Source organism: Proluteimonas luteida, from assembly GCF_021191695.1.
GTDB lineage: Bacteria > Pseudomonadota > Gammaproteobacteria > Xanthomonadales > Xanthomonadaceae > Luteimonas > Luteimonas luteida.
This window is the reverse complement of sequence record NZ_JAIWPT010000019.1, coordinates 56,009-76,580: the sequence shown is the minus strand read 5'-3', so window position 1 is coordinate 76,580 and position 20,572 is coordinate 56,009. Positions and strand designations below refer to the sequence as shown.

Here is a 20,572-nt window from a genome sequence, read left to right as displayed (position 1 = left end):
GAAGCGAAGGAGCCGGATGAGATCGCGGCCATCTGGTACTGGTAGAAGCCAGTAGCACCCAAGATTTGCGCCGAGGCAATGAAGAGCGCTAGAAGCCAGGTGGTTCGTTGCTGAAGCTGCGGCATAGGGCCTAACGCCTGAATTAAGCCGCGCCGCGAAGCGGCGTCGGCTTGAATGAATTGTTAGGCCGCAGCATGCGACGAGAATGAGCGGCCCGCAAGCTCTCTGCTTGGGATGCGCCCGAAGTCCGACGAACTGGCTGCGCGGCGGCGAAACGCTCCGGCCGGGACCAAACCGAAGCCGCTGCCAGGCAGCGCGTCCTGGCATTGCGGCCGCTGGTCTGACCGAAGCCGCCTCTTACGAGTTGACGCCGCGAGACACTGCCATCCGAAGCGAAGAGAGCTGGCCGCACACTCAACCGCGCGACGACAGACTGACCGAAGAACAGCCCCGGGAATGAGCGAAGCGGAGGACAACACGCTACGACACAACTGCTATTGCACTGCTTTGTGCGGCCTAACGCCTGAATTAAGCCGCGCCGCGAAGCGGCGTCGGCTTGAATGAATTGTTAGGCAGCAGTCTAGTCCTCATGGCAGTAGAAGGTGTAGCCAGAGGGGTTGCGGCCGAAAGTGCCGGCCACCCAGCCCACAGAAAACGAATGCTCAACTGCCAGCACAGGTAACGAGCCACGATTGGCTTGAGCATAAGTGCCGCCAGAGCGCCACTCAGCCAAGACAAGCTCTTTTGCCAAAGACTCCGCGTCTGGCAAGTCGGTGGCGCGAACCTGCCTAGTAGTGAAAAAACCGATAGCCGAATCACCCTCAAATGGCAGGTCAATTCCGCGGCCAGAGAGAATGACTTTGAAGTGCGGCATAGCTTGGTCTGCTGCCTAACGCCTGAGTTAAGCCGCGCCGTGTAGTGGAGCCAAGCACATGGCAAGCTGTATCTGCCATGTGCTTGGCGGAACGAAACGGTGTCGGCTTGAATGAACTGTTAGGCGATGGTGCCAAGCGGTGATGAACAATGGAAGTGCCGCCCTGTGTTGTTGCCGTGAGCCGAGCGTGCGACAGATGGGGCGGGGATTGCGCGGGAGGCTTGCCGGCGAGTGCGCCCGAAGCCAGAGACATCAGTCGCAGCTGCACAGTGACACGAGATGCCGAAGCCGCGGGCAAGCCGGGAGCATTGAGCCTGGAGGCCGCGGTCCGGAGCCGACCTGCGAAGTGCCGAAGATGTCGACGAAGACGGACGCTGCACTGCGCTTGCTCCACTATCGCCTAACGCCTGAATTAAGCCGCGCCGCGAAGGGGCGTCGGCTTGAATGAATTGTTAGCGCTCAGCACGATTGACCGAACCATAAGTCCGGACATAGACACACGAGGAAGCTTGAATGCCAGTAGCGAACTCGGTGCGCTCCAGAATGCTGAGGGTGGTTTTGTCAAAGAGCCCCTTCGGTTTTGAGTCCGTTACCACCAAGTCTTTGGCCTTGCCCGAGCCATCCAGATTGTAGGAAATCACAACGTAAGCATTTACCTCACGTCCTCGCGCCCGCTTGGGCCAATCATCGATGGTCAATCGGGGTTCCGATGTTACGTGTTCTTGGCAGGCTTCTTGTGCAGGAGCTTCAACTACTGGAGGTGTGGCGAATGTGGAGCCGGGAACAACAGTGAAAAGTAGCAGGAAAAGCTTCTTCACGTGGCGATATCCTTTGTATGAGCGCTAACGCCAGAGTTAAGCCGCGCCGTGTAGTGGAGCCAAGCACATGGCAAGCTTTACCTGCCATGTGCTTGGCGGAACGAAACGGTGTCGGCTTGAATGAACTGTTAGGCGATGGTGCCAAGCGGTGATGAACAATGGAAGTGCCGCTTTGCGGTGTTGCCGGGAGCCGGCCGTGCTGCAGATCTGGGAGCGGGGCTTGCGCGAGGTGCTTGCCGCTGGATGTGCCCGAAGCCAGCTACAACAATCGCAGCTGGACAGTGACGCGAGATGCCGAAGCCGCGGGCAAGCCGGGAGCATTGAGCCTGGAGGCCGCGTCCGGAGCCGACCGGCGAAGCGCCGAAGATGCGGACGAAGACGGACGCTGCACTGAGCTTGCTCCACCACCGCCTAAACGCCTGAGTTAAGCCGCGCCGCGAAGCGGCGTCGGCTTGAGAACTGTTAGGTGCCTGGCGGCGAACCGCGACGCCACCAAGCAAACCCAAGACGAGCAAGAAGCAGAGCAGTGAAGCCGAGCGCGGCTCCCCTGAACCAGGTGGTTGAATGAGGCTGCCAGAAGGCCAGCCAGAGCATACCGACACCAAAGCCAAGCAACACGATTGCAAGGAGAGTCCTAGCAACTCGAGCCGAGAACGGTAGGGCTAGGAACGGAGTGGATGCCACCAACGCCGAGACACCCGAGACTGTAAGTGGGACGTGCCCAGCATTGACAGACCCTGCAGCAACAATCGCAAGCAGCGCGACGCCGTACAAGGCGACAACAGCCCCACCAGCGAAAACTATCCATTTGAATGGCCGAGGAATTATCACTGGCACCTAACGCCAGAGTTAAGCCGCGCCGCGAAGCGGCGTCGGCTTGAATGAATTGTTAGGTGCATTATCTGTGCTTTGGAAGCACGCTGGAAAAGCTTGCGGTAGCTGCAATAAGCTCAGGTTGCACATTAGGTCGTCCCGTCAGAATGCCAATGCTTTGAAATGCCAAAAATGAAAGGCCATTGCTTGCACGAAAGATGTTGTCGAGCAACTGATGAGGTGCACCATGTTTTGTCCAATGAATCGCATGAATGCCTGAATGTACGAATGAATTTAGTGGAAGCCAAGAACTACCCTTGAATTCACATAGTGCGACGAGAAGATTCTTAAGTTGGGGCAGTTTCTCAAGCTCGGTGAGCATCTCGTTAGCTAGAGGAATATTTTTGCTTGCTTGTTGTGTTGCTTGGCTCAAGTCGGAGGAAAGGCGCTCTATCTGGCCTTCCGTTGCCCGATGTAGCGCCCAAACGCTACGAACCAACGCCTCAAACTGCGAGCGAAGTGTGGCGCTTGCGCCCAGCAATAAACCCTCACCACATAAAACGCGAGCGGCTGCGGCAAATTGCAGTGAGCTGATGGCCAATGTTGCACTGAGCTTTATCCTAGGCGACTCGTCAAAGAGCGGATAGTCAACGATGGATGCCAAGGCATCCAAGAGCTTTTCCGCACGGTTCAAATCCATAGAGACGGTTCCAAATGCACCTAACGCCTGAATTAAGCCGCGTTGCGAAGCAACGTCGGCTTGAATGAATTGTTAGCCTTCATCCGCTGTGACTTTCCGTGCATTGTTGAAGCGAATCTGGCCGTTTGCCAGCCGCTCCACGATCTCCCCAAGCTGGACTGACACGCCGTGGCGGGCGTAGTGCCTGCCCAGCTTCTCAACGAGTGCCTTGTCGCCGTCCGGTGCGACGAGAGCAAGGACCTCCTGACCAACCTGCGTGAACTTCCATATCTGAAGTGCCACCTCAGAAATCGGTGGCTCTTTCTCGAGCATGAGAATGAATTGGCCAGAAGTGAGAACGGCCTTGTTCGCTTCTTGCTCATGGAATTGGCGGAACGTCAAGTCAGATGGGTAAAGCGCTCCGAGCTCGCCCATGATGAAGTGATGCATGGGGTAGATGCCGCGCTCTTTCTGCAGCCACTCGTCCTCAAAGACTGGAATCATGGCTGTGGTGCCATGCACGAATGCAAGATTAGAAAGCTTCTCGATGAGAGCGGCATCGTGCTTCGTGAGGTTGCGTACGAAATCCAGCGTGCGGAGAGAGAAGCTGCCGGGGTTCTTAATCTCGCCGGCAAGGATCCGGCCCCACAGCTCCTGCATCTGCTCGGACGAGACGTCCTGCGCAGAAGAAAAAAAGCGGCTAACCCAGTCTTCGTCCGGCGCCTGGTCTGGCACAGCTTCTTCATCCATCAGCTCCGCCGCCGCTGCCGCGGCGATGCTCTCTACGTTGTGCTGTCGCTTGCGTTCTTGAAAATCGAGTCGCGTCTCAATCCGCTCAGCGACAGGAAGGGATTCGAGGCGCAGCGTTGAGTCCTCGGGCTTCTGCCAGATTTCGATTCCGTCTTCTTTATATATGACCGGCAAGTTGTGCTTTCCGGCAACTTCACCCAGTGCATTGGAAATGGTCTTCACCGCCTCAGCCTTGGCGGACGCGTTCTTTTTGATGAGGTACGGACGAGCCACGGCACCAACGCCTTGAGAAATAATCTCAATCAAGCGAGTCAGCGGCTGACTGAGCCCTGCAAGGTCTTTAATTTCCACTCGCGAAGATCCCCCTATGAAGGCTAACGCCTGAATTAAGCCGCGCCGCGAAGCGGCGTCGGCTCGAATGAATTGTTAGGCCCCGATTGGCTCACACGAATCCATGCCAGTAAGGCCGGAAGCCCGGAGAGCCGCAGCAAATCTCGGTCCGCAAAGCATAAGCGGGCTAGCCTCATTGTTGGAGCCAAAGTATATGTCCGAGAACGCCATGTCGTTATCTGCGACATAGGCCCCAGGCTGGAGAGAAATATGTGCATACCCAACAGTATCTAGGTAGCGAGTGCAGTCAGGACAGGAACGCATGAACAGTGTTCCCATGGCCGTATAGTCCAGAACAACCGGGCGCTCACATTTGAGGTGGTAGAAGCTGGGCGCAGTTGGGAGGGCTACAAACCTCATGTTGGAACCACCCAGTGATTGATATAGAGCCACAAAGCGGTCACTGACAATTACTGCGCCGTCATAGCAACACGAAATGTCAAACCGCGGCTTGTGAAGCCGGAAGATTGGACTCGTGAAGTCTGGGGAGGTGCGATAACCGCATGTGCCACAAACAGGGACTCCACTGGCCGGATCAACCCGGTCGCATGAGCCGACCATGTACGAATTGTTGTCTCTTACGGATAACTGAAATAGCACGGTCGGGGCCTAACGCCTGAATTAAGCCGTGCCGCGAAGCGGCGTCGGCTTGAATGAATTGTTAGGCGGCACCCGCGGCACCGCCACCCGCCGGCTCTCCCTGAGGATACGCCAGACCCATAATGTCCTTGAACGTAAGACCATGCAGCTCCTTGCGACAGGGGCTCGGGTCTGTCTGTCCGCCAAGAGTTTCGTTAAGGAGCGGCTGGACAGCGTGTGGCTTGGTGGTCAGGCAGCCCTTGGGCGATAGGACTATTAGCTCCGCCAAGGAAAGCTGCAACCGGTCTTTCGGGGAGAGTGCTGCAACAACGGCGGCATGGCTGCGCTCAAACGCAGCTTGGGAACTGCCATCAATTCTTGGGACAGAGCCACAGGATGAGATGGCCAGCGACGCCAGAGCGATGAATCCAAAGTGGCCGAATGCGTTCATGTGACGCCTAACGCCTGAGTTAAGCCGCGCCGTGTAGTGGAGCCAAGTACATGGCAAGCTCTACCTGCCATGTGCTTGGCGGAACGAAACGGTGTCGGCTTGAATGAACTGTTAGGCGATGGTGCCAAGCGGTGATGAATAATGGAAGTGCCGCCTTGCGTTGTTGCAGTGAGCCGAGCGCACGACAGATGGAGCGGGGCCCGCGGGATGCTTGCCAGAGACATCAATCGCAGCTGCAAACTGACGCGAGATGCCGAAGCCGCGGGCAAGCCGGGAGCATTGAGCCTGGAGGCCGCGGTCCGGAGCCGACCGGCGAAGCGCCGAAGATGTGGACGAAGACGGATGCTGCACTGCTCTTGCTCCACCACCGCCTAACGCCTGAGTTAAGCCGTGCCGCGAAGCGGCATCGGCTTGAATGAATTGTTAGACATGCGCCGACACGACTCTTCCAACTCATGGACGATCTCGCGAGCACACTCGTGTCCATGCTCTGTGCATTTCTTATAATCCGCGGAAACTAGGACGCCGTCAGGAACAACAATAACGTAGAACGCAGTGAACCGAGGGTCATCCGTAGGACGTTGCTTTGTGCGGTGCGGGAACTCGGGATAGCGCGAGATGTCATGCGCGGGTGCGCCAACAATTCTTAGCTCTAGACCCTGCCCGAGTCGTCCTGGGGAGATGGTGGACGACTTGGAGATTAGCTCCTCAAGCATAGTCTGCAAGCCAGATGCAATGCTGTTGTGCATCTCAAGTGATGTGACTGTGACGGAGCACTCTTGCGCCTCGGCACCCGTGGATAGCGCCAAGCTTGCTATGAGGAAGTTTGCGAAGACGGTTCTACGCATGTCTAACGCCTGAATTAAGCCGACGCCACTTGTGGCGTTCGGCTTGAATGAATTGTTAGGTGCGCTTGCCATGAACGTGATGCTGCCAGTCTATGGTTGGCCCGGCAACCTCGAACGCACCAAGATCTATCCAGAACGACTGCAAGAACCCACTGCTTTGGAACTCGAAGGCCGCCATGAGCCGACCAAAAATCTCAGCGTTCGTGAGGCCACGGCATGATACTTGGAACAGCTTGCCGCGAGGCTCGAACTCCCGGCGGACTAGAACGCGAGAAGGGCGTTGCCGAATGAAACAGTACTCCGCGCGTATTGCATCAGGCCGAGACTCAAGCCAGATGAAACCGACAGTCTCATTGAAGTAGAACCAACGCCACCCAGCATTGCCGCCCAACTTGTCAGGGTTGCGGTAGTAGATTGGTATGTCAAGAATCCTTGAGAACAATCTGCGTACCTAACGCCTGAGTTAAGCCGCGCCGTGTAGTGGAGCCAAGCACATGGCAAGCTTTACCTGCCATGTGCTTGGCGGAACGAAACGGTGTCGGCTTGAATGAATTGTTAGGCCCCAGCGCCACGGTTGCTGCGCCCGACCTTGAGTAGAAGTGCAACGACTGCGAACACTACAGCTAGCAGGCCAACGCCGTAGCTTTGATGCAGGACCCGAACCGCAACGCGACAGTACTGCTCTGGCGCATCAGCAACGGCGACCCCACAGTAACCGAACCGCAAAGAAGCAGTGGAAACTGCAGCCACCCAAAGGTAAGCGGCCGCAAAGCCTGTAAGAGCCGAGGCAACTCCGAATGGCCATGCAGGGAGCTGGGAGAGTTTCATGGGGCCTAACGCCTGAATTAAGCCGCGCCGCGAAGCGGCGTCGGCTTGAATGAATTGTTAGGGCCCTAGCCGAGCCACTCTGCCAGCGCGTCACCGGACGAGTGGCCGAGCATTGAGAACCCCTCCGTGTCTCCGAGCTTACCGTAACCAAGAAAGAACTGAGACAAAGACGTGCTGTAGAATAGCCATTGCCCGTCAAGGTGGGCAATGGCGTACATGGCGTGAGGCCCGGGAGTACGACCGCAATGCTTTTGGGCCCACTCGTCGGCGCGAACCAGTACGGGAAAAGGGTCGATCAGCCGAGACAGAAGCTTGGACTGCTCTTCCGCGATGTATGCGTCCGGGTCAGGTGCCCAGGAGCATGGCGTACGACTGCCCCGAGCAAACGACTCTTCGACAAGTTTGAGCGCCCGTGCTCTGTCCATAGGGCCCTAACGCTTGAGTTAAGCCGCGCCGCGAAGCGGCGTCGGCTTGAATGAATTGTTAGGCCTCTACCGTGATTGAAGCCGGGGCAATCAAACTAGGCGCTCGATGGTTTGGAGCGTCATGTTTGCTCATCCTGACCTTGAAGCCCTTGCTGATCAGCTGAGGAAGCTGTGCCTCGTCAGAAATCCGAATGTAGTCCCTCTCAAACCTAGTGGTGCTGACGATGAACATGCCATCCGCATGCTTATGTGGAGTGAGAATAGTGCCAATGGCCTTGCCACGCTTAACGACGGAAGAAATCTTCATGGTGTGCCCCCTGTTGAGTTGAAGTAAGACGTGCAAACGACGCGCTTGCCAGAAAGGCTGCCATGCCATTTTTGGAGAATCAACAGAAATCTTTAGGCGCAGATCTCCATGGAAAAAGCATGGCGCACCGTGAATGCTGATAGAGGCCTAACGCCTGAATTAAGCCGTGCCGCGAAGCGGCATCGGCTTGAATGAACTGTTAGGGCGCAACCGACCGAGTACGAGTACACACAGCGGTAGCGACAGGAAGAAAACAGCGAGATCTAGCAGCAAAGCCACCTTGGTGAATGGCAAGCTCCCCGCCAACTGCATGTGATAGGCGTCAAAGGTGGCGGCCCCGAAGGATACGATCAAAGCGACCAGCAACGGTCGTTGCCGGTATAGAAGCCCGACGGGGGCTACAAAGATCAGACCTGCAAGAAGCCCGCACAGGACGGCTCCTAAGAGTAGGCCAGCCAGACGAAACGACCGATCCGAGAACAAGTCAGGCACCCATTGAGCCCATACCGCGAGTTCGCCGTGGACGTACCAGTAGCCAACGAGTATGGGCAAGAAGAGAAGAATCTGTGCAGCCAAACGCATAATTCCCCCTGCGCCCTAACGCCTGAATTAAGCCGCGCCACGAAGTGGCGTCGGCTTGGATGAATTGTTAGGCCTCACGCCTAGCAAAGCCAAAGAATAGCGCCGTCACCTCTTGACGCTGCAGAACGATAGAACTCAACCATGACTTTGTAGTTCTCTACGAGGTAGTCAAGAGCCTCGTCTCCGTCTCTTAACCAGATCACATCTGGATAAATTTGAGCGGCCTTCATGGCTTCAGGTGCATATGATGCCTTGAACGCGTCCTCACTTGGCAGGGCGTCCGAGATCGCCTTGACTTGCTCAGGAGTAAGTATGCGCGCTGGGCCATAGCCAATGTCCTCTCCGACCTCCGCGCCGCCCATAACGGCCCAGGACAATGGGGAGTCACCTCCATCGGCACTGCCATTGAGCAGATAGTGGATCCCGTGCCAAGCTTTATCTACGTCGGCGTAGTTATCAGGCTCCCCGTCTCCGTCATCTGGGAAAAGATAGCCCTCAACTTCCTCGGGGTTCGACCGAAGACGAGCCGCAGTATTTGAATCAATAGCGGCGAAACATGCTGCCATTCCCATCGATACTCTCTCCTGTGAGGCCTAACGCCTGAATTAAGCCGCGCCGCGAAGCGGCGTCGGCTTGAATGAATTGTTAGGTGGCAACACGCTGAGTATCAACTCCTCGACGCTTTCCCTTGTGTAGGGCTCCGGCAGAGAACCAAGGATATGCCATTGCACTTTTGGAAGAACAGGAAACGTTGGAACGTAGCGACGGCACCAAAGGAGCAGCTTTGGCAAGAACGGATATGTGTCTAGCAGGTGAGTAACTTGCAGAGGCTCAGCGTGCAGCGGCTGAAAGTCCAAACGGTGTCGCGTCTTTCCCTGCCACCACCAAATTTCTAGGTTGCCCGCATCGTAGTGGGTGTCGTAAGCAAGGCGTAGCCCTCGCTGCGAAGCTATGGCCTCAAGAATCTTGTGTAGTGAGCGAACCTTCTCGTCCATTGCCGCCTAACGCCTAAGTTAAGCCGCGCCGCGTAGTGGAGCCGAGCACATGGCAAGCTGTACCTGCCATGTGCTTGGCGTAACGAAGCGGTGTCGGCTTGAACGCATTGTTAGGCCCCGGACCACGGACTGGCAAGTAGCAGCAAGACCCATGGAGCGGCAGGAATGAGCACTATAAGAACCAAGGCGCACAGGAGCTTTGTACCCCTTGCTGCGAACGCGGACAGTAGAATGCCGGCCAGAACTGCGCAAAAGTAGACGCCGCCCCAAGCGAAGCTGTAACTGACGTGGCCTGGCTCCGGTGTGAGCATCCCAGGAGAAGCGAAGGAGCCAGATGAGATCGCGGCCATCTGGTACTGGTAGAAGCCAGTAGCACCCAAGATTTGCGCCGAGGCAATGAAGAGCGCCAGAAGCCAGGTGGTCCGTTGTTGAAGCTGCGGCATAGGGCCTAACGCCTGAGTTAAGCCGCGCCGTGTAGTGGAGCCAAGCACATGGCAAGCTTTACCTGCCCTGTGCTTGGCGGAACGAAACGGTGTCGGCTTGAATGAACTGTTAGGCGATGGTGCCAAGCGGTGATGAACAATGGAAGTGCCGCTTTGCGGTGTTGCCGGGAGCCGGCCGTGCTGTAGATCTGGGAGCGGGGCTTGCGCGAGGTGCTTGCCGCTGGATGTGCCCGAAGCCAGCTACAACAATCGCAGCTGGACAGTGACGCGAGATGCCGAAGCCGCGGGCAAGCCGGGAGCATTGAGCCTGGAGGCCGCGTCCGGAGCCGACCGGCGAAGCGCCGAAGATGCGGACGAAGACGGACGCTGCACTGCGCTTGCTCCACCGCCGCCTAACGCCTGAGTTAAGCCGCGCCGCGAAGCGGCGTCGGCTTGAATGAATTGTTAGGCATCACTCTTCTTTCCCCTATTTATCTCAATACGAAGATAATGGGGAGTCCCTTGAACTGGCGGTAAACCCAGAGAACTACGAATATGCTCGCGAATGTTGTTAAGAAGCTCTGTGCCATTTGCGCTGTTTATATCTGCCCATGACTTAACATAAGTCTGGGTCAGGTCTACTTGGTGCTTAGTGCCGTATAAGTAGATCTTTCCAACAGCATCCTCAAGCTCCTCATTTACCCAAATGACCTTGCCATCATCATCAGTCTTTGTCAGGGTTCCGTAGATGCCAATACGTAGAAGCGTTGAATAGACTTTGGCTAGTTCGGTATTACGTAACTGTCTCTCGGCGTTAATTCTGTCTCGTGTCGAATTGAGTCTATGCACCCACCACCAGCCAAAGGCGGCCAGAACTGTAGCTGGTATGTAAGGGTAGTCCCTGAGGAAACTGAGGATTTCTTGCATGTGATGCCTAACGCCTGAGTTAAGCCGCACCGTGTAGTGGAGCCAAGCACATGGCAAGCTTTACCTGCCATGTGCTTGGCGGAACGAAACGGCGTCGGCTTGAATGAATTGTTAGGGCGCTACTCGACTACGCCCGTGCCCCAGCCATCATAGCCGCCGCCATGCTTGGCAGCTATCGCCGTCAGAGCGCGCGTGGTGGCAGTCATTGCTTCAAGTTGTGGCGCCATCACGCGGGTAGCATGAACCTGCCATTGCGACCGTCCGGGAGGGCGATCTACTGATGCGATGGTGTAACCGAGCTGCTCAATCTCAGTAGCGGCCGCCTTGGCTTTTGCCTTGCTCGGAAGGAACATGAAGAAGTCGATGTTGTGAGGCTTTGAAATATCCGATCCGGCGGCAACAAGATTTTCAATCACACGAGCATCCTGTTGCTCCGCAATGGACTGAGCTGAGCAGGCACCAGTAAAGAATAGAAATAACAAATTCAGATGGATGAGAGATTTCATAGCGCCCTAACGCCTGAATTAAGCCGCGCCGCGAAGCGGCGTCGGCTTGAATGAATTGTTAGGGCGCACCCCGGAGGCCCTGAGCATACGACTGATAAAACCCAAATCCTTGGTCTGTCTCGTGTTGTATCTCAATGGGATAAGGCTGACGTTCTTGTGGAATTGTATTGAGCGCACTGAGGAAGTCATCTGTACTTCTAGAGTAGAACACGTACTCTCTGTAGCCGGGCTCTGTGAAAACCATGCATAAGATGGACTCTCCATCTTCTTCGATGCGACCGCATATCCTATCTTCAAATCGTTCCATTGCTTCCGATTCGGACGGCGATGGTGTGCCAGCCTGAGTTGGCTCTTGGAAGTCCCAGATTACATTTAGCCTTTCAGGAAATGCGTTGAAGTCAAACTGATCTTCAATATTTTTAAGTCGAAGCACAGACAAGCCATCTTCAGTCTCAGTTCTTGCTATTACCCAGCCTCTCTGGTCTTCCATGGAAGCTCCTTGTGCGCCCTAACGCCTGAGTTAAGCCGCGCCGCGAAGCGGCGTCGGCTTGAACGAATTGTTAGGCTGTGTGTTCATTAAACGATTGGAATTCGAATGGCCTCAGCAACCAGCGACAATCCCTCGTTCTCTTGATTCGCGTGGGTTCCTTTCATTGCGATGATCTCGTCAAGTTTTCTCTTAACGTCTGCGCGTTCTTTCGAGCCTTGCGGGAGAGCTTCGTTCAGGACGAAACCAAGCACGATCTCAAGGTGTTCCAGTCGCTTTTCCGTTGACATTTAATCACTCCGTTAGTTGTACATCGCGATAAGCAGCCTAACGCCTGAATTAAGCCGCGCCGCGAAGCGGCGTCGGCTTGAATGAATTGTTAGGCCTCACTCTAGCTGCCATTGAATCCACACTACAAGCATGGCGGTCACTGCTGCAGTAATGACTACTCCAGCAGCTACAAGCGCGGCCAACAAGGTTGCCATGGCGCCTTGACGAAATCCACGCGAATGGAACAAGAAGATAGGAATGGCAAGCGGCGGAATAAAAAAGATAGAGAATCCGAGCCAAGCACGTCTCCTATAACCCCTGTCATCACTATCCGTGCGATACCACCAATAAACGGACAGGCTGAATATGATGGTGAGCAGCCAGCCTAGCCATTCCGGGACATGGAACGGAGTCGGCCATTGTGACGCGACACCTAGTACTAGGCCGCAGACGAATAGCAGAAGTATGGCTAGCGACTTCTGTGACATGTGAGGCCTAACGCCTGAGTTAAGCCGCGCCGCGAAGCGGCGTCGGCTTGAATGAATTGTTAGGCCGATGGTGGGACAAGCTGAACATAGGCGCCGATTGACTGCAGAGCATTGCGCATTGGCAGAGCCAGCGTAGCGTCTTGGAGTGGAAGGTCTGTCTCTGTGCCGGCGAGTACCGCCTTGATCAAGCGCTTCGCTTGAATGTGGCCAAGTGGCGAGGACTTACGGAGCATCCGAACCAGCATGTTGCGAGTGTGCGCGACATCATCTGTCCAAGCTCGCGACCTGTCCCAAGTTGTTACCCGCAGAATAGTGGCATGCATCATAGTCAGCGGCCTAACGCCTATTAGACCCCGAAACAGGGGTGATAACGGCAGTATTCAGGCTGTCAGAGGCCGAGTCAATCGGAGAAATCCTACAGTAGATCAAAGGCTTGGATGAAAGAGATCCAGGCGATTGCAGGGCAGTCTGGAAGTGTTATCTCAAAGGAATGGAGTGGTATGAGTTATCCAGGACGAAATGAGGCGGTAACGCGAAAGGATCCGGACACCAGGCCCGATGACCAGCCGACGTTGCGCGCATCGCGGCCGGGGGCATCGCCTCCATCGCAGCGGCAGTCGCCAGGGCTGCTGGATCAGGTGCGGAACAGGATGCGGGTCAAGCGTTACAGCCTGCGCACGGAGCGGGCCTATCTGGGCTGGATTCGGCGTTTCATCATCGCCAATGGCAAGCGGCATCCAAGGGAAATGGGCGGGCCGGAGGTCGAAACCTTCCTGACCATGCTTGCGGTGCGGGGCAATGTGGCGGCGAGCACGCAGAACCAGGCCCTGGCCGCGCTGCTGTTCCTGTATCGCGATGTGCTGAAGACCCGCCTGCCGTGGATGGAAGAGGTGGTTCGGGCGAAGCGGCCAAGCCGTTTGCCGGTGGTGCTGTCGCGCCAGGAAGTGACGGGCTTGCTGGCCTGCATGGACGGACGCATGTGGCTGCTGGCCAGCCTGCTGTACGGCACCGGCATGCGCTTGATGGAGGGTGTGCGCCTGCGGGTGAAGGATCTGGACGTGGCCTGCAACCAGATCACGGTGCGCGCGGGCAAGGGCAACAAGGACCGGCGCACGGTGCTGCCGGCTGCGTTGATCGCACCGTTGCAGCACCAGGCCGAACAGGCGCGGATCCTGCATCGGCAGGATGTCGAAGCCGGTTTCGGCGAGGTGTGGTTGCCGCATGCCTTGGCGAAGAAATACCCGAATGCGGCACGCGAGTTCGCCTGGCAGTACGTGTTCCCGGCGCAGCGGCGCAGCACCGATCCGAACTCCGGTGCCGAGCGGCGGCACCATCTGGACGAGGCCCTGCTCTCGCGTGCCCTGAAGCGGGCGGCGAAACAGGCCGGTATCGACAAGCCTGTCTCCGCGCATACCCTGCGGCACTCCTTTGCTACGCACCTGCTCGAAGCCGGCCACGACATCCGAACGATCCAGGAGCTGCTCGGCCACAAGGATGTCGCCACCACCCAGATCTACACGCATGTCGTCAATCGCGGCGGTTTGGGGGTGCTGAGTCCGCTGGACAGGTAGCCATGCCCGTTACGGCGACAGCAAGCGCAACGCCGGAAACGCCCGCTGCACGCAGTCGGTCCGCTCGCACACCTTGCACCCCGGCCCGATCGGCGTGGCGGTCGCCGGGTCCTGCAGGTCCAGCCCGCGCGAATACACCAGCCGCCCGGCATGGCGCAGGTCGCAGCCCAGGCTGACGGCGAAGGTCTTGCGCCGGCGGCCGTGGCCGACGGGGCCGCTCTCGACCTGACGGGCCAGCCAGAAGTGGCTGCGGCCGTCGGGCATGCGGGCGACCTGGGTGAGGACGCGGCCGGGCTGGTTGAAGGCCTCGTACACGATCCACAGCGGGCAGGCGCCGCCGACGTGGGAGAAGTGGAAGTCGGTGGCGGAGTGGCGCTTGGAGACGTTGCCGGCGCGGTCCACGCGGACGAAGAAGAACGGCAGGCCGGGCCGGCCGGGGCGGGCGAGGGTGCTGAGGCGATGGCAGACGGCCTCGAAGCCGACGCCGAAGCGGTGGGCGAGGCGGTCGATGTCGTAGCGCGCGGCCTCGGCTTCGTCGAGGAAGGCGCCGTAGGGCATGACCAGCGCGCCGGCGTAGTAGTTGGACAGGCCGATGCGGGCCTGGGCGATGCGCTCGGCTTCGCTGAAGCCGGCCTCGGCCACCAGCCGGTCGATCAGTGCGCTGTGTTCGCGCAGGGCCAGTTCCGCCGCCATCTGGAAGGCCTGCTGGCCGGGCTGCAGCCAGTCCGGCAACGACAGCATGCGCGTGGCCGGGTCGAACTGGCGCTTGTCGTCGAGACCGTCGCCGACCTGCACGCGGATGCCGTGGGCGTCGAGCAGGCGCTGGCGCAACCGCGGGGCGACCTGGCCGGCGACCAGTCCGTGTTCGCGGAACGCGGCCTCGGCGATGTCGTCGAGCTCGGCGACGTGGTTGCGGCGGCGGTTGAAGTAGTCGCGCACCGGGTCGCCGTCGGGGCCGGCCAGTTCCACGTCGCCCAGCTGCGCGGCCAGCGCGTCGGCGCGTTCGCGGATCGCGCGCTGGCGCCGGTGCAGGTCCAGCAGGACGTGGGCGATGCCGGGCAGGTCGCCGGCCAGCAGTTCCAGTTCCTCGGGCGTGGTGGCGGATTCGCCCAGCTCGGCCAGCGCTTCGCGCAGCTCGCTGACCAGCGCCGCCGGGCCGCTGCCGTCGAACAGCGCCGGTTGCGGGCCGAACAGGGCCTCCAGCCGCGCCTGCACCGCCGGCGTCAACGGGCGCTGGTCGTGCTCGATCTGGTTGAGGTAGCTCGGCGAGATCCGCAGGGCCTGGGCCAGCGCGGCCTGGGCAAGGCCGCGTTGCTGGCGCAGGCGCCGCAGGCGGGCGCCGACGAAGCGCTTGGGGCGGGCCATGACGGGCGTCGATTCGCAGGATTCACAGAAATTGGTGGGATGTTCGCACGATAAGCTGCCTTTTTGACGGGTTGTGGGCGTCGGATTTGCGAATAATGCGAATCCAATTTCCTGCACATGAAGGTTCCGGCATGTCGAACACCCCCCGCATCCCGCTGCTGATCGACGGCGAATTCGTCCAGTCCACCACCAGCGAGTGGCGCGACGTGGTCAACCCGGCCACGCAGGAAGTGCTGGCGCAGGTGCCGTTCGCCACCTCGGCCGAGGTCGATGCCGCGGTCGCGTCCGCGCAGGCGGCGTTCAAGACCTGGAAGAAGACCCCGATCGGCACGCGCGCGCGGATCTTCCTCAAGTACCAGCAGCTGATCCGCGAGCACATGGCCGAGCTCGCCGCGATCCTCACTGCCGAGCAGGGCAAGACCCTGCCCGACGCCGAGGGCGACGTGTTCCGTGGCCTGGAGGTGGTCGAGCACGCCGCCGCGATCGGCAACCTGCAGCTCGGCGAGCTGGCCAACAACGTCGCCAACGGCGTCGACACCTACACCCTGCTGCAGCCGCTGGGCGTGTGCGCGGGCATCACCCCGTTCAACTTCCCGGCGATGATCCCGCTGTGGATGTTCCCGATGGCCATCGCCACCGGCAATACCTTCGTGCTCAAGCCGTCCGAGCAGGACCCGATGGTGACGATGCGCCTGGTCGAGCTGGCGCTGGAGGCGGGCATCCCCAAGGGCGTGCTCAACGTGGTGCATGGCGGCCCGGACGTGGTCAACGCGATCTGCGACCACGCCGACATCAAGGCGGTGTCGTTCGTCGGCTCCACCAAGGTCGGCACGCACGTCTACAACCGCGCCTCCCTGGCCGGCAAGCGCGTGCAGTGCATGATGGGCGCGAAGAACCATGCCGTGGTGCTGCCGGACGCCAACAAGGAGCAGACCCTCAACGCCATCGCCGGCGCCGCGTTCGGTGCCGCCGGCCAGCGCTGCATGGCCGCATCCACCCTGGTCCTGGTGGGCGAGGCGCGCAACTGGATCCCGGAGATCGTCGAGAAGGCGAAGACGCTCAAGGTCAACGCCGGGACCGAGGCGGGCACCGATGTCGGCCCGGTGATCTCCTGCGCGGCGCGTGCGCGGATCGAAGGGCTGATCGCCGCGGGCGAGCAGGACGGCGCGAAACTCGACCTCGACGGCCGCAACCCGCAGGTGCCCGGCTTCGAGCAGGGCAACTTCGTCGGCCCGACCATCTTCTCCGGAGTCAAGCCGGGCATGAAGGTCTACGACGAGGAGATCTTCGGGCCGGTGCTGATCATCCTCGACGTCGAAACCCTGGACGAGGCGATCGACCTGATCAACAGCAACCCCAACGGCAACGGCACCGCGGTGTTCACCCAGTCGGGCGCGGCGGCGCGGAAATTCCAGGAGGAGATCGACGTCGGTCAGGTCGGCATCAACGTGCCGATCCCGGTGCCGGTGCCGCTGTTCTCGTTCACCGGCTCGCGCGCGTCCAAGCTCGGCGACCTCGGCCCGTACGGCAAGCAGGTGGTGCTGTTCTACACCCAGACCAAGACGGTGACCGCGCGCTGGTTCGACGACGAGACGCTCGGCCACGGCGTCAACACCACGATCAGCCTCAAGTGACGTGACCGGAATGGATGCCATGACCACCGTCGACGCCGGTTTCGGCCTGACCGAGGAGCAGGCCGCGTTCCGCGAGGCCGCGCGCGATTTCGCCGCGGCCGAGCTGGCGCCGCAGGCCGCGCACTGGGATGCGGAAGGGCTGTTCCCGAGGGACGTGATCGCCAAGGCCGGCGAGCTCGGCTTCTGCGGCATCTACACGCCCGAGGACGCCGGCGGCATCGGCCTGTCGCGGCTGGACGCGGCGCTGATCTTCGAGGAACTGTCGGCAGCCGATCCGTCCACCGCCGCCTACATCAGCATTCACAACATGGCGACGTGGATGCTGGCCAGCTGGGCCGGGGCGCGCGTGCGCGGCGAGTGGGCCGCGGCGATGGCCGGCGGGGCGAAGCTCGGCTCCTACTGCCTGACCGAGCCGGGCGCCGGCTCCGATGCCGCCTCGCTGAAGACCCGCGCGGTACGCGACGGCGACGACTACGTCATCGACGGCAGCAAGGCCTTCATCTCCGGTGCCGGCGCCACCGACATGCTGATCGTCATGGCCCGCACCGGCGGCGACGGCGCACGCGGCATCAGCGCGTTCGCGGTGCCGTCCGACCTGCCGGGCATCGAATACGGCAAGAAGGAAGAGAAGATGGGCTGGAACAGCCAGCCCACCCGCACGATCAGCTTCACCGGCGTGCGCGTGCCGGCGGACCATCTGCTGGGCAGCGAGGGCGAGGGCTTCAGGATCGCGATGAAGGGCCTGGACGGCGGCCGCATCAACATCGCCGCCTGTTCGCTGGGCGCAGCGCAGGGCGCGCTGGACGCCGCGCGCGGCTACATGCGCGAGCGCAGGCAGTTCGGCAAGCCGATCGCCGAGTTCCAGGCGCTGCAGTTCAAGCTGGCCGACATGGCCACGCAGCTGGTCGCCGCGCGGCAGATGGTGCACACCGCCGCGCGCAAGCTCGACGCCGGCAGCAGCGATGCCACCGTGTGGTGCGCGATGGCCAAGCGCTTCGCCACCGATGCCGGCTTCGACATCTGCAACGATGCGCTGCAGCTGCACGGCGGCTACGGCTACATCCGCGAGTACCCGGTCGAGCGCCTGCTGCGCGACAGCCGCGTGCACCAGATCCTGGAAGGCACCAACGAGATCATGCGCGTCATCATTGCGCGCCACCTGCTGAATACTGAAGAGGAACTGCGATGAGCGATTACCGCGCCCGCGACTGGACCGGCCTGAAGCTCGATGTCGACGGCCACACCGCTGTCGTCACGCTGTCCAATCCCCCGGCCAACACCTGGACCGTGCACAGCCTCGCCGCGTTGCGCGACCTGGTGGCTGCGCTCAACGGCGACCGCGACATCTACGCGCTGGTGATCACCGGCGAGGGCGAGAAGTTCTTCTCCGCGGGCGCCGACCTCAAGCAGTTCGCGTCCGGCGACAAGGCGCTGGCGCGCGAGGCCGCACGTCGCTTCGGCGAGGCCTTCGAGGCGCTGGCTGAATTCCGCGGCGTCAGCATCGCCGCGATCAACGGCTACGCGATGGGCGGCGGCCTGGAATGCGCGCTGGCCTGCGACCTGCGCATCGCCGAGGAACAGGCGCAGCTGGCGCTGCCCGAGGCGAGCGTCGGCCTGCTGCCCTGCGCCGGCGGCACCCAGAACCTGACCCGGCTGGCCGGCGAGGGCTGGGCCAAGCGCATGATCCTGCTCGGCGAACGCATCGACGCCGCCACCGCGCTGCGCATCGGCGTGGTGGAAGAGGTGGTCGGCAAGGGCGAGGCGAAGGCCAGGGCGCTGGAATGGGCGGCGAAGGCCGCGAAGCAGTCGCCCACCAGCGTCGCCGCCTGCAAGCGGCTGGTGCAGACGACGCGCAGCCAGCCGGCGATCGCCGGGCTGATCGCCGAGCGCGAACTGTTCGTCGACCTGTTCGACACCGCCGACCAGAAGGAAGGCGTCAACGCATTCCTGGAAAAGCGCGCGCCGGCGTGGAAGAACGCATGAGCGAGCCTGCTACCGAATCTGTGGTGCTGTTCGAGGAGCGCGCGGCCGCCGACGGCCGCCGCATCGGCATCGCCACCCTCAACAGCCCGAAGACCCTCAACGGCCTGTCGCTGGCGATGGCGCGGCTGCTCGACGAGAAGCTGGTGCAGTGGGCCGCCGACGACGGCATCGCCGTGGTTGTGCTGCAGGGCGCCGGCGAGAAGGCGTTCTGCGCCGGCGGCGACCTGCAGTCGCTGTACAGGAGCATGGTGGAGAGCAGGGGTCCGGGGCCAGAGGCCGGAGGCCGGGGACGCGTGCCCTTGGGGAACGCCTATGCCGCCGAGTTCTTCGAGGTGGAGTACCGGCTCGACTATCGCATCCACACCTATGCCAAGCCGCTGCTGTGCTGGGGCCACGGCGTCGTCATGGGGGGCGGCATCGGGCTGATGTCCGGCGCCAGCCACCGCGTGGTGAGCGAGCGCTCGAAGCTGGCGTTTCCGGAAATCACCGTCGGCCTGTTCCCGGACGTGGGCGGCAGCTGGCTGCTCGATCGCGTGCCCGACCGCGCCGGCCTGTTCCTCGCCGCGACCGGCGCGCTGCTGGGGCCGGGCGATGCGATCCACGCGGGTCTCGCGGACGTGCACCTGCCCGAGGCCAGCCGCGACGACGTGTTCGCCGCGCTGCAGGCCGAAGGCTGGGACGCCGATGCGAAAGCCAACCATGCCCGGCTCGGCGCGCTGCTGGCGCGCTTCATGGCGCCGGTGGAGGTCGGCCCGCTGCAGCTGCATGCGCAGACCGTGGCCGCGATCTGTGCGCATGAGCGGCTGGAGGACATCGTCGAGGCGATCGCCACGCTCGATGCCGGCGACGATGCCTGGCTGTCCGCCGCGCAGAAGACCCTGGCGGCCGGGTCGCCCGGCTCGGTACGTCTGGGCTACGAGCTGCAGCGGCGCGCGGCGGACCTGTCGCTGGCCGACGTGTTCCGCCTGGAATACATCGCCGCGCTGCACTGTGCCGCACACGGCGATTTCGCCGAGGGCATCCGCGCGCTGCTGATCGACAAGGACCGCAATCCGAAGTGGGAACCGGCGACGCTGGCCGCGGCGACACCGGCATGGGCGAACACGTTCCTCGAAGCCCCGGCCTGGCCGGGTGGCACGCATCCGCTGGCCGACCTGGGATCTTGAGGTAGGTCGGGGCTACGCCCCCGGCACTTCGCGAATCGGTGATTCCCCGTCGGCCGCGTAGGGCCGACCTGGATAAGCTCTTCGCCGAATGCCCTCACCCGGCGTGCGTTGCGCGCCGACCTCTCCCGCTCGCGGGAGAGGTGCTGCAAGCAAAGCTGACCCGTCTCCCGACCGTGGGAGAGGTGTTGCAGGAAAGGTTTTTCCCTCGTTGCGAGGTGAGACAACACAGCAGGATTGCCGTGTTGCACGCCAGCTGACCTTCTCCCGCTTTGCGGGAGAAGGTGCCCCGAAGGGGCGGATGAGGGCGCTCTTCGCGGTGAAGCGCCGGACGCCCTCACCGTCGCGCAAGCAGGTTTGTTTCCTCTCTCCCGGCGGGAGAGGCAATCCCCCGATCAACCACATCAATCACGGAGA

17 protein-coding genes are annotated in these 20,572 nt (G+C 60.8%); 6 read left to right on the top strand and 11 right to left on the bottom strand.

Going from position 1 to position 20,572, the window contains the following annotated elements:
- Nucleotides 1-580: 580 nt before the first annotated feature.
- The 4 genes from LDO26_RS15375 to LDO26_RS15360 form a co-directional block, all read right to left on the bottom strand.
- The gene (locus LDO26_RS15375; RefSeq protein ID WP_232131976.1) at nt 581-874 is read right to left on the bottom strand and encodes a hypothetical protein; all 294 of its coding nucleotides are present in this window, start codon (nt 872-874) and stop codon (nt 581-583) included.
- A gap of 452 nt (nt 875-1,326) precedes the next feature.
- Nucleotides 1,327-1,692 (bottom strand): TonB family protein, encoded by a 366-nt coding sequence (locus LDO26_RS15370; RefSeq protein WP_232131975.1) that lies wholly within the window; start codon nt 1,690-1,692, stop codon nt 1,327-1,329.
- 898 nt (nt 1,693-2,590) lie between these two features.
- Nucleotides 2,591-3,205 carry a DUF6988 family protein gene (locus tag LDO26_RS15365; RefSeq protein ID WP_232131974.1) on the bottom strand — a complete coding sequence of 205 codons (615 nt, stop codon included), beginning with the start codon at nt 3,203-3,205 and terminating at the stop codon, nt 2,591-2,593.
- Between the two features lie 72 nt (nt 3,206-3,277).
- Complete coding sequence (locus LDO26_RS15360; RefSeq protein WP_232131973.1) at nt 3,278-4,285, bottom strand: DUF2806 domain-containing protein; 1,008 nt, start codon at nt 4,283-4,285, stop codon at nt 3,278-3,280.
- Between the two features lie 1,987 nt (nt 4,286-6,272).
- On the opposite strand from LDO26_RS15360, the gene LDO26_RS15355 reads away from it, so the two are divergent.
- Entirely contained in the window at nt 6,273-6,422 is a 150-nt protein-coding gene (locus LDO26_RS15355) for a hypothetical protein (RefSeq protein WP_232131972.1), read from the top strand.
- A gap of 1,091 nt (nt 6,423-7,513) precedes the next feature.
- On the opposite strand, the gene LDO26_RS15350 is transcribed toward LDO26_RS15355, so the two are convergent.
- The 6 genes from LDO26_RS15350 to LDO26_RS15325 all read right to left on the bottom strand — a co-directional run bounded on the left by LDO26_RS15350 (nt 7,514) and on the right by LDO26_RS15325 (nt 11,971).
- Nucleotides 7,514-7,762 (bottom strand): hypothetical protein, encoded by a 249-nt coding sequence (locus LDO26_RS15350; RefSeq protein ID WP_232131971.1) that lies wholly within the window; start codon nt 7,760-7,762, stop codon nt 7,514-7,516.
- A gap of 662 nt (nt 7,763-8,424) precedes the next feature.
- On the bottom strand, nt 8,425-8,916 hold the full coding sequence (locus LDO26_RS15345) for a YfbM family protein (RefSeq protein WP_232131970.1): 492 nt from the start codon (nt 8,914-8,916) through the stop codon (nt 8,425-8,427).
- 1,310 nt (nt 8,917-10,226) lie between these two features.
- Nucleotides 10,227-10,688 (bottom strand): hypothetical protein, encoded by a 462-nt coding sequence (locus LDO26_RS15340; RefSeq protein WP_232131969.1) that lies wholly within the window; start codon nt 10,686-10,688, stop codon nt 10,227-10,229.
- Nucleotides 10,689-10,807: 119 nt separating this feature from the next.
- Complete coding sequence (locus LDO26_RS15335) at nt 10,808-11,194, bottom strand: ribonuclease E inhibitor RraB (RefSeq protein ID WP_232131968.1); 387 nt, start codon at nt 11,192-11,194, stop codon at nt 10,808-10,810.
- 58 nt (nt 11,195-11,252) lie between these two features.
- Nucleotides 11,253-11,684 (bottom strand): DUF695 domain-containing protein, encoded by a 432-nt coding sequence (locus tag LDO26_RS15330; RefSeq protein WP_232131967.1) that lies wholly within the window; start codon nt 11,682-11,684, stop codon nt 11,253-11,255.
- Between the two features lie 86 nt (nt 11,685-11,770).
- The gene (locus LDO26_RS15325; RefSeq protein WP_232131966.1) at nt 11,771-11,971 is read right to left on the bottom strand and encodes a hypothetical protein; all 201 of its coding nucleotides are present in this window, start codon (nt 11,969-11,971) and stop codon (nt 11,771-11,773) included.
- Nucleotides 11,972-13,065: 1,094 nt separating this feature from the next.
- On the opposite strand from LDO26_RS15325, the gene LDO26_RS15320 reads away from it, so the two are divergent.
- Entirely contained in the window at nt 13,066-14,010 is a 945-nt protein-coding gene (locus tag LDO26_RS15320; RefSeq protein WP_255682270.1) for an integron integrase, read from the top strand.
- A gap of 9 nt (nt 14,011-14,019) precedes the next feature.
- On the opposite strand, the gene LDO26_RS15315 is transcribed toward LDO26_RS15320, so the two are convergent.
- Entirely contained in the window at nt 14,020-15,375 is a 1,356-nt protein-coding gene (locus LDO26_RS15315; protein WP_232131964.1) for a helix-turn-helix domain-containing protein, read from the bottom strand.
- A 131-nt stretch (nt 15,376-15,506) separates the two neighbouring features.
- On the opposite strand from LDO26_RS15315, the gene LDO26_RS15310 reads away from it, so the two are divergent.
- From LDO26_RS15310 to LDO26_RS15295, 4 genes are read left to right on the top strand one after another with little or no spacing between them, the layout of a single operon-like run.
- Nucleotides 15,507-17,009, top strand: a complete 1,503-nt coding sequence (locus LDO26_RS15310) for a CoA-acylating methylmalonate-semialdehyde dehydrogenase (RefSeq protein WP_232131963.1) — start codon at nt 15,507-15,509, stop codon at nt 17,007-17,009.
- A 19-nt stretch (nt 17,010-17,028) separates the two neighbouring features.
- The gene (locus LDO26_RS15305) at nt 17,029-18,198 is read left to right on the top strand and encodes an acyl-CoA dehydrogenase family protein (RefSeq protein WP_435594106.1); all 1,170 of its coding nucleotides are present in this window, start codon (nt 17,029-17,031) and stop codon (nt 18,196-18,198) included.
- Nucleotides 18,195-18,992 (top strand): enoyl-CoA hydratase, encoded by a 798-nt coding sequence (locus LDO26_RS15300; protein WP_232131961.1) that lies wholly within the window; start codon nt 18,195-18,197, stop codon nt 18,990-18,992. The genes LDO26_RS15305 and LDO26_RS15300 overlap by 4 nt, the downstream gene beginning before the upstream one ends.
- On the top strand, nt 18,989-20,158 hold the full coding sequence (locus LDO26_RS15295; RefSeq protein WP_232131960.1) for an enoyl-CoA hydratase/isomerase family protein: 1,170 nt from the start codon (nt 18,989-18,991) through the stop codon (nt 20,156-20,158). Before LDO26_RS15300 ends, LDO26_RS15295 begins: the two co-directional genes overlap by 4 nt.
- Nucleotides 20,159-20,572 lie beyond the last annotated feature (414 nt).

Bases quoted from the DNA above. Each gene is read 5' to 3' on its own strand.
- LDO26_RS15355 (WP_232131972.1), top strand. From the start codon at position 6,273: ATGAACGTGATGCTGCCAGTCTATGGTTGGCCCGGCAACCTCGAACGC.
- LDO26_RS15375 (WP_232131976.1), bottom strand. From the start codon at position 874: ATGCCGCACTTCAAAGTCATTCTCTCTGGCCGCGGAATTGACCTGCCA.
- LDO26_RS15305 (WP_435594106.1), top strand. From the start codon at position 17,029: ATGACCACCGTCGACGCCGGTTTCGGCCTGACCGAGGAGCAGGCCGCG.
- LDO26_RS15345 (WP_232131970.1), bottom strand. From the start codon at position 8,916: ATGGGAATGGCAGCATGTTTCGCCGCTATTGATTCAAATACTGCGGCT.
- LDO26_RS15335 (WP_232131968.1), bottom strand. From the start codon at position 11,194: ATGAAATCTCTCATCCATCTGAATTTGTTATTTCTATTCTTTACTGGT.
- LDO26_RS15350 (WP_232131971.1), bottom strand. From the start codon at position 7,762: ATGAAGATTTCTTCCGTCGTTAAGCGTGGCAAGGCCATTGGCACTATT.
- LDO26_RS15340 (WP_232131969.1), bottom strand. From the start codon at position 10,688: ATGCAAGAAATCCTCAGTTTCCTCAGGGACTACCCTTACATACCAGCT.
- LDO26_RS15365 (WP_232131974.1), bottom strand. From the start codon at position 3,205: ATGGATTTGAACCGTGCGGAAAAGCTCTTGGATGCCTTGGCATCCATC.
- LDO26_RS15300 (WP_232131961.1), top strand. From the start codon at position 18,195: ATGAGCGATTACCGCGCCCGCGACTGGACCGGCCTGAAGCTCGATGTC.
- LDO26_RS15310 (WP_232131963.1), top strand. From the start codon at position 15,507: ATGTCGAACACCCCCCGCATCCCGCTGCTGATCGACGGCGAATTCGTC.
- LDO26_RS15325 (WP_232131966.1), bottom strand. From the start codon at position 11,971: ATGTCAACGGAAAAGCGACTGGAACACCTTGAGATCGTGCTTGGTTTC.
- LDO26_RS15330 (WP_232131967.1), bottom strand. From the start codon at position 11,684: ATGGAAGACCAGAGAGGCTGGGTAATAGCAAGAACTGAGACTGAAGAT.
- LDO26_RS15315 (WP_232131964.1), bottom strand. From the start codon at position 15,375: ATGGCCCGCCCCAAGCGCTTCGTCGGCGCCCGCCTGCGGCGCCTGCGC.
- LDO26_RS15295 (WP_232131960.1), top strand. From the start codon at position 18,989: ATGAGCGAGCCTGCTACCGAATCTGTGGTGCTGTTCGAGGAGCGCGCG.